Genomic DNA, 8,261 nt, shown 5'->3' with positions numbered 1-8,261 from the left:
AAACCAGGGCTTGGCTGGCGGTGTCAAGCGATGCGGTATAGGTAGTCAAAAGGGCTTCTCCCATGCACTGATTTGAGCGCTAATTATATGATATTTATGGATAATTTCCAAAGTTGATGACATTGGGTTACACCCTGTTCCTCAATAGCGGCGATACCTTCTATGACGAGTCGGTACTCGAAAAGGTGGCCAAGGCCGTCTCCGAGGCCGAACATCCGCCGAAGTACGTGTATGGCGATTATTACCTGCAGAACGCCGCGGGCGTGCTGCGCGCCGCCTCGGCGAAGAAGATCGACCGGTTGATGATGGGCATGCCGTCCAGTCACCAGGCGATGTACTTCGAGAACGAACACCTGCGTACGGTCCGCTTCCGCGAGAACTACAAGCTGTCTGCGGACTACTGCATGATCGTGGAATTCCTTCACGGACTGGACCTGTCCAAGGTCGTGCTGCAACTGAAGACGCCCCTGTGCGTTTTCGACACTACCGGCATCTCCCAGCAGCGCCGTTTCGATGCGCTCAAGGAAGATATGCAGATACGGCGGAACTACATGAAGTTGTCTTCCGCCAAAGCCTCTGTTCTTTACCTTCTGCACTACGTACATACCCACACCAAGTTGGTGAGGGCGGCACTCGGCCGATAAGAGGACTGTCGTTCGCACGGGTTGTGGTTGAAACCGTGTCGATAGCCTTCGGGCGTGCGTAGAAAGATCAGTTTTTGCAAGGAGGTAATATGAAAGTATTCGACATTGAATTTTATCGTGGTGACAAGGCCAGCCTGGTCAAGGAACTCACCGACGCGAGCCAGAACGACTACAGCTATATCGTCACTCCCAACGTGAACCATATCGTTCAGCTGGAGCACAACAAGGAACTGCGCCGCGCCTACAGCCATGCCAGCCTGCGCATCTGCGACAGCAAGATACTGCTGCCGGTGCTCAACCGTCTTAAGGCCAATGTCGCCGAGGCTATTCCCGGCAGCACGCTGACCGAGTCGCTGGTGGAAGTGGCCAACCGTGAAGGCTGGACCATCACGGTAATCGGCTGCGAGGACGACGTGGTCGCCACGCTGCGGCAGATGTATCCGAACATCGTCTTCAACCACCACAACCCGCCCATGGGCTTCATCGACAATCCGGTAGAAGTCGAACGCTGCGTGTCGTTCGTCGTCCAGCATCCGGCACGGCTGATCTTCTTCTCGGTCGGCTGCCCGCGTCAGGAAGCCCTCGCGCTCAAGGTCTACGAGAGCGAGCAGGCGGTGGGGGTCGGCCTGTGCGTCGGTGCTTCGCTGAATTTCCTGTCCGGGAAGATCCAGCGTGCTCCGGAATGGATGCAGCACCTCTCGCTGGAGTGGCTGCACCGCATCTGCATGGAGCCCAAACGGCTTGTAAAACGCTACGTGGTGGACGCCTACAAGGTGTTTCCGATCATCGTCAGGCAGTTCAAGAACAGACAATCGATTTTTATGGGGAGGGCTCAGCAATGATTCCAGTGATCATGTCCGGTGGTAGCGGTTCGCGCCTGTGGCCGCTTTCGCGTCAACTCAATCCGAAGCAGTTCCTCAACCTCGGTGAGGGCTCGCTGTCGATGCTGCAAGCGACCATCAAGCGCCTGGAAGGCCTGGACATGCAACTGCCACGGCTGATCTGCAACGAGGAACACCGTTTCCTCGCGGCCGAACAGCTGCGCCAGCTGGGCATGGACAACGCAGGCATCGTGCTCGAACCGGTCGGTCGCAATACCGCACCGGCCGTCGCGCTGGTCGCCCTGCAGGCGCTCAGCGAAGCCCAGGATCCGCTGTTGCTGATCCTCGCGGCGGATCACCTGATCCAGGACACCCAAGCCTTCCATGACGGCATCCGCAAGGCGGTGCCGCTTGCCGAAGCCGGCAAGCTGGTGACGTTCGGCATCCTGCCGACGCACCCGGAAACCGGTTACGGCTATCTGGAACGTGGCGAAGCCGAAGGCGAGGGCGCCTACGTGGTCAGCCGCTTCGTCGAGAAGCCCGATCTGGAAACCGCCGGGCGCTATCTCGCCAGCGGCAATCATTTCTGGAACAGCGGCATGTTCCTGTTCCGTGCCAGCCGCTACATCGCCGAGTTGCAGGAATTCCGTCCGGACATCCTCGAAGCCTGCCGTGAAGCCATGGCCAGCAGCGAGCAGGACATGCTCTTCACACGCGTCGGTCGCGAGGCGTTCACCGCCTGCCCGGAAGACTCCATCGACTACGCCGTCATGGAAAAAACCCGTGACGCCGTGATGGTTCCGCTCGACGCCGGCTGGAGCGACATCGGTTCCTGGTCCGCGCTGTGGGATGTGAGCAGCAAGAATGGCGAAGGCAACGTGTTCCGCGGCGACGTGCTCAACCACGGCAGCAGCAACACCTACGTGCATGCGGACAACCGCCTGGTGGCTACCGTCGGCGTCGAGGATCTGGTGATCGTCGAAACCAAGGATGCGGTGCTGGTGGCGCACAAGGACGAGGCGCAGCACGTCAAGCGCATCGTCGAACAGCTGCAGCGCGAGAAGCGCAGCGAGTTCCAGAACCATCGCGAAGTCTACCGTCCGTGGGGCGTGTACGACTCCATCGACCAGGGCCCGCGCTACCAGGTCAAGCACATCACCGTGAAGCCGGGCGCGAAGCTGTCGGTGCAGATGCACCACCACCGCGCGGAACACTGGATCGTCGTCAGCGGCACCGCCAAGGTGACCAATGGCGAGGAGACCTACATGGTCACCGAGAACCAGTCGACCTATATTCCGATCGGCCAGGTGCACGCGCTGGAAAACCCAGGAGTGATTCCTCTGGAGCTCATCGAGGTGCAATCGGGTGCGTATCTGGGAGAGGACGACATCGTGCGTTTCTCCGACAAGTACGGCCGGGTGGCGCCGGTGGTGGTGGAAACCCTGGTGGCGGGCTGAGCCGCTTGGGCTCCGGTGTTGCGGGGATGTGTCTTGCGAGAAATCACCTGCCCGAGCGCGTCCGCTGCGCTCGGGTGGTGAGGCCGGTCAGTTGGGACCGGGTTTGGTGCAGTTGCCGCCGTTGATGTACTTCTTCAGGATCGCCCACTGCGCCTTATCCTGGCCGGTCTTGGTCGGCTCGACGGACAGCTTGTAGGTTCCCCACGAAGGGCCGGCAGCCCAGTAGGTCATGGTGATGCAGTTCTTCTGCAGGTAGGCCAGGGTGTTGTCCATGGCTTGCAGGTAGCGGGGGTCATCGTTCGGGATGCCGAATTCGCCGATGTGGCCTTTCTTGCCGTGCTTCTTCAGCCAGGCGACGAAGGGCTCGATGCGTTTGACGCCGATCATCGGGTCGAAGTTGGCCGGTGCGGTCTTGTACTGGCCGCTGCCGTTGTCGTCGATGTAGGCATGCGCCGAGTAGATGATGTTGTTGGCCTTCGGGTCGGTGAGTGCCGCCATCGGGTCGTTGTACCAAGGCCAGGTGTAGGCGCCGGAGTAGGAACGGCCTTCGACAAAAAGCGGTTTTTTCTTGTCATAGACCCGGATGCCATTGATGCCGGCCTGCGCCGCTTGCGGCCAGTACTTGTCGGCATCGCCGTAGGGCTCGTTCATGATGTCGTAGCCATAAACAGCAGGGTTGTTCTTGTAGCGGTTACCGATCAGTTCGCCGAGCTTGCGGAAGTCGGAAAAGGTAACCTTGGCGGAGCCGATGACTTCGTTGTTATAACGGGCGTAGTTGTGGATATCGAGGATCACCTTCACGCCGTACACGTTGGCCTGGGCGAGCATGTCGTCGAGGAGCTTGGTGTACGCGGGGTCCAGCGGGCCGTACAGCTTGGGCTGCAGGCGTTCCCACTTGAGTGGGAAGCGGACCAGGGTGATGCCGCGCTCTTTCCACTTGGCGAAATAGGTTTTGTCCGGGAAGAAGTAGTTGGTGCCGTTTTTTCCGGGGATCGCGCCGGACGAGAATTCGGCGCCAGCGATGTTGATCGAAACGAGGGGGAGCTTCTCTTGAGCCTGGACGGTCGAGCCGATCAGGAGCGCTGCCAGAGGAAGAACTCTTTTAAGCGTGTGAAACGTGTGAGTCGTGGCGTTCATGGGTGGTTTCCTAAATGGTGGATGGGTGAGCTCCCTGGAATTAGTTATAAAATCCATGATAATTTTTTAGCGCAGCAAATGGGTTAACTGGTTCACGCTTTTATTAATTGAATTAACAATAATCGAGGTAGAAGCGTAAATGAACGGTGCAATCCGGCTTCAATTCCATAACCGAGAAATCCAGAGATAATTCTTCATGAAAAATCCGATTGTTAGGAAAGAAGATTTACTCGTCCGGCGATTGATGTTGCTTGAGGAAAATGAGACTGAAGATTTCCTCAGGAATCTGCGCATGGTTAAACGGCCGAGCATTCTGGGATTCCTCAATCAACATGGATACAACATTACGCAGCAGAACCTGTCTGCCCGTAAAAGCTTTCTTAAAGTCGACTACCTCCTGCGAGATGGTATTGGCATCAAACTGGCCTGCAAGGTTAATGGTGTTGAGCCAAAGGCCAACCTGAACGGAACCGATTTCATTCCGAAGCTTCTGGACTTCTTCATCAACGATGACACCGTTGATTGCCAGTATTTCGCCATGGGTACTCAGGAACCCTGGCTCAGCAAAGGAGCGGACAAGCTTTTCAGAGGCCGGCCGTTCCATGCCATCGATGGTTTCAAAACTATCGACGAGTACGTGGAGTTCTTTAAGACCGCTTATCGGGAAGGAGCGATGCCGATCATCGTGCTGGCGATGGGCATGCCGAAGCAGGAAGCAGTGGCCGTGCGCCTCAAGAACGAGCTGGACATGCCGGCGCTGTTCGTCTGCGGCGGTGCCATCGTGGATTTCTCCGCCGAGCGTTTCGAGCGCGCGCCGGAGTTCTTCAGGAAGTTTGGCCTCGAGTGGCTGTATCGCCTGCTGATGGAACCACGCCGCCTGTTCCGTCGCTATGCCGTAGGCATTCCGCTGTTCTTCTACTACGTGGCGCGGAACAGCTTCGGTGCAAAGCCACATGACGGCGGACAAGTGCTGAAGCGCCAGTCCTGAGGGGTGGTCGCGTCGTCAGAGGTCTCCCAGACCCCTCAGGCCGGACGTTGCTTCTGGCGCCGGTCCACCAGATGATGGTTGGCCAGCACCGCTATCGCGCAGAGGACCACGAAGGTCGCTGCATTCGATGGTATCTGCAGGTTGAAGTCGGTGGTCGAATGGATGAGCAGCGCAAGAATGCCCATCCCGGCACCGAAGCCGATGCCGTTGCGGTACAGGGAATCCTTGTGGCGCATGGCTTTCAACGCGTAATACAGTGAAATCAGCACGAACAGCGCCAAGGGTATGCAGCCGATCACGCCGTACTCGATGAAGAACTGCAGGTAGTCGTTGTGGGCATGGTCGAAATGCAGGGGGAGTCCCGTGGCGTAAGGCGGGAAGACCGACTCGAAGCTTCCCGCGCCCTGCCCGATGATCGGCCGGTCCTGGGCCAGCGGCAGCGCCAGCGCATAGACATCGCCGCGTAGCTCGTTGGCTTTCTGAACCACTTCCCCTTGTTCGACGACGTCGTTGAGCCGCGTGTTCACCAGGCGGTCCTTGAGTTCGTCGAGCCCGAAATACTGGCTCACCACCAGCACATCGACCAGCACCAGGCTGGCGAAGATCAGCCCGTTACGCAGGCGGTTTTCCTTGTGCAGCAGCAGAAACAGCGCACCGACCAGCATCAGGCTGCCGAAGAATGCGGTGTTGCCCATGCGCGAATGGCTCATGACCAGGCCGATGACCATGATCACCAGCGCCAGGCGCAGACGGGCCTTTGGACCCATCAGGGTTTCCAGCACGCTGACCCAGTGGAACTGCCCGCCCTGGCGCAGCGCGAGCAGCAGGCCGATGCCGATGGCCAGGGTCATCTCCAGATAGCCCGCCAGGTGATTGCGATTGACGAAGGTGCCGGTGGCGTGACCGATGTGATAGTCCTTCGGCCCGAAAAGCAGGCGCTCCACGCCGGATAGCGTCATCGCCGAGCCGAAGAAGGCCTGGAAGGTGCCGCTGATCACCAGCACGCCGATCAGCAGGGTCAGGCGCTTGCGGGTGCGGAAAACGCCGATCACCAGCAGATAGAGCAGGCAGTAGGTGCAGCCCAGGAGAAAATACTGGGCCGACGCGCCGGCGTCGCGGCTCAGGCCGCCCAGCCACTGGATGGCTACCCACAGCTGAACCAGAGCCAGCAGGCCGAGCGGCAGCAAGGCATGTCGGAACGACGAGCCCAGCGGGCGCTGGCGTTTGAGCTGAAGCAGCGCCCAGGAGGCGGCCAGCAATGCGGTGACGAAGCAGAAGAAGGCCATCGACCAGTCGCGGTTGCTGCCCAGGGGCAAGGGCAGCCAGACAAGCAATGACAACAGCGCGCCAAGGATGCAGCGCTCTAAGGCTTGATAGGGTTGAGGCATAAACAGGGCTTATCTCGGCAGAAAATCGTTTCATTGTGCAGGCAAGGCATCGAGCGAGCCATCTTTATGTGGCCATTTGCCTTCTTTTTGGCCTGCTCGGCGACCGGTGACCGGTCGTGCTCGGCATGGACGTTGCGCGCTCGCATGCGTATCATGCGCCCCGCAACGCACCAGTAGCTCAGCTGGATAGAGTACTGCCCTCCGAAGGCAGGGGTCGTGGGTTCGAATCCCGCCTGGTGCGCCAGTTCAAGTTTCCAGTATCGGTCGATATCTGAGAAACGCCAGAGCCCGCCACGAGCGGGCTTTTTATTGCCTCGTTTTCCCCCTCGATCAACAGGTTTTTTTCATTCGATATGTGATCGGCGACTCTACGGAACTGCGCGGCCTTAATTAGTCTAATTCCCGAAATCCAATGACTGTCATGTAACGCTGTATATATGGCTAGTGGCTGTTTGGCATCAAGTAGTTAATTCCCTCTGCAATTGGACCCGTCTATGACCCCCCAAAGCGCCCCTCGTAAAAAGGTACTGGTATATAAGTCCCAACTACTGCCTTATTCCGAGACCTTCATTCGTGAACAAACACGGTGCCTGGAAAGTTGGAGAGGAATCCTGGTCGGCGATCAGGTCATGGAGAAAGGTCTTTCCCTCGACGGGCTCGATGTCCGTGTGCTGGGCAAGAAGAACCGTGTCGTTCGCAAATTGGTCAACACCGTCAACGAATTGCTCGACCGCCCCTCGCGTTCGGCGCTGAGCCAGTTGCGCAAGGAAGACGCCCAACTGCTGCACATCCATTTCGCCACCGAGGCGGTACGCATCTGGCCGTTGATCCGCGCATTGCAGTTACCGACGCTGGTGACGTTGCACGGCTTCGATATCAACGTGTACCGCGAATACTGGGAGGCCGGCGGTGGCGGGCGACAGTTGAAGCGTTACCCCGAGCGTCTGCTCGAACTCGCCAACTACGAGAAGATCCACTTCCTTGCCGTGTCCGAGGCAATCAAGAAGAGCGCGATCGAGTACGGAATTCCCGAGCACAAGATCAGCGTCAGCTATATCGGGATCGATACCGACCAGTTCGTTCCGGGGCCAATTCCCATGGCCGAGCGCAAGCAGGTGCTGTTCGTCGGGCGGATGGTCGAGAAGAAGGGCTGCGAATACCTGCTCAACGCCTTCGCCGACATCCAGGACGCGTGCCCTGAGAGCGAGTTGCTGATCGTCGGCAACGGCCCGCTCGAGGCGTCGCTGAAGGCCATCGCCGAGGCGCGCGGAGTGCGGGCACGCTTTCTCGGCGCACTGCCCAGCGAGCAGATCCGCACCCTGCTGGGCAGCGCTCGGGTGCTTTGCATGCCCAGCATCACCGCCGAGAACGGCGATGCCGAGGGCCTCGGTATCGTCCTGCTGGAGGCGCAGTCGTCCGGTGTTCCGGTGATCACGTCGGCGCGCGGCGGCGCGCTGGAGGGCATCCAGCATGGCAAGACCGGGTTCGCCCACGAGGAGAAGGACGTCGAGGCGATCAAGGGCTACCTGAAAGAGATCCCGCTCAACGACGAGCTGGCCATAGCCTTCGGTATCGCCGCCCGCGAGCATTGCGTGAACAACATGAACATCAAATCCTGCATGCGTGTTCTCGAGGGTTACTACGACACCTATTCGCGCGCATTCGGGCGCTCCTCCGCGGCAGAGGCGAGCCTGGTGACATCCGCCTCGCGCTGACCTGCACCGTTCGACGACAAAGCCCGCCTTGCGCGGGCTTTGTCGTTTCCGCGCGGGCGATTGCGCCAGGTCGGACCACGCTGTCGCCGACGCCCCGAGCTGGTATGGTTC

At 59.1% G+C, this 8,261-nt stretch carries 7 protein-coding genes and 1 tRNA gene; 6 read left to right on the top strand and 2 right to left on the bottom strand.

Features of this window, described 5'->3' with window-relative positions:
• The first annotated feature begins 116 nt into the window (after positions 1–116).
• From QMX85_RS22815 to QMX85_RS22805, 3 genes are all read left to right on the top strand, one after another.
• Entirely contained in the window at positions 117–644 is a 528-nt protein-coding gene (locus QMX85_RS22815) for a glycosyl transferase family 2 (protein ID WP_282344754.1), read from the top strand.
• Positions 645–733: 89 nt separating this feature from the next.
• Positions 734–1,486: a WecB/TagA/CpsF family glycosyltransferase gene (locus QMX85_RS22810; RefSeq protein WP_282344752.1), complete on the top strand. Its 753-nt coding sequence runs from the start codon at positions 734–736 to the stop codon at positions 1,484–1,486.
• Entirely contained in the window at positions 1,483–2,922 is a 1,440-nt protein-coding gene (locus tag QMX85_RS22805) for a mannose-1-phosphate guanylyltransferase/mannose-6-phosphate isomerase (RefSeq protein WP_090224637.1), read from the top strand. Before QMX85_RS22810 ends, QMX85_RS22805 begins: the two co-directional genes overlap by 4 nt.
• Before the next feature lie 87 nt (positions 2,923–3,009).
• Here QMX85_RS22805 and QMX85_RS22800 read toward each other — a convergent pair whose 3' ends face one another.
• Positions 3,010–4,059 (bottom strand): glycoside hydrolase family 5 protein, encoded by a 1,050-nt coding sequence (locus tag QMX85_RS22800; protein ID WP_282344750.1) that lies wholly within the window; start codon positions 4,057–4,059, stop codon positions 3,010–3,012.
• Positions 4,060–4,255: 196 nt separating this feature from the next.
• On the opposite strand from QMX85_RS22800, the gene QMX85_RS22795 reads away from it, so the two are divergent.
• The gene (locus tag QMX85_RS22795) at positions 4,256–5,047 is read left to right on the top strand and encodes a WecB/TagA/CpsF family glycosyltransferase (protein ID WP_090224635.1); all 792 of its coding nucleotides are present in this window, start codon (positions 4,256–4,258) and stop codon (positions 5,045–5,047) included.
• 35 nt (positions 5,048–5,082) lie between these two features.
• Here QMX85_RS22795 and QMX85_RS22790 read toward each other — a convergent pair whose 3' ends face one another.
• On the bottom strand, positions 5,083–6,435 hold the full coding sequence (locus tag QMX85_RS22790; protein ID WP_090224633.1) for an O-antigen ligase family protein: 1,353 nt from the start codon (positions 6,433–6,435) through the stop codon (positions 5,083–5,085).
• Between the two features lie 167 nt (positions 6,436–6,602).
• Here QMX85_RS22790 and QMX85_RS22785 point away from each other — a divergent pair.
• Positions 6,603–6,679, top strand: a tRNA-Arg gene (locus QMX85_RS22785).
• A gap of 385 nt (positions 6,680–7,064) precedes the next feature.
• A complete protein-coding gene (locus QMX85_RS22780) occupies positions 7,065–8,150 on the top strand; it encodes a glycosyltransferase (RefSeq protein ID WP_282344748.1) in 1,086 nt (361 codons plus the stop codon).
• Positions 8,151–8,261: the final 111 nt, after the last annotated feature.

Origin of the sequence: Pseudomonas sp. PS02288 (assembly GCF_029959715.1) — a bacterium.
Taxonomy (GTDB): Bacteria; Pseudomonadota; Gammaproteobacteria; order Pseudomonadales; family Pseudomonadaceae; genus Pseudomonas_O; species Pseudomonas_O kuykendallii.
The sequence above is the reverse complement of the archived record's forward strand: the minus strand, read 5'-3'. Positions and strand labels throughout refer to the sequence as shown.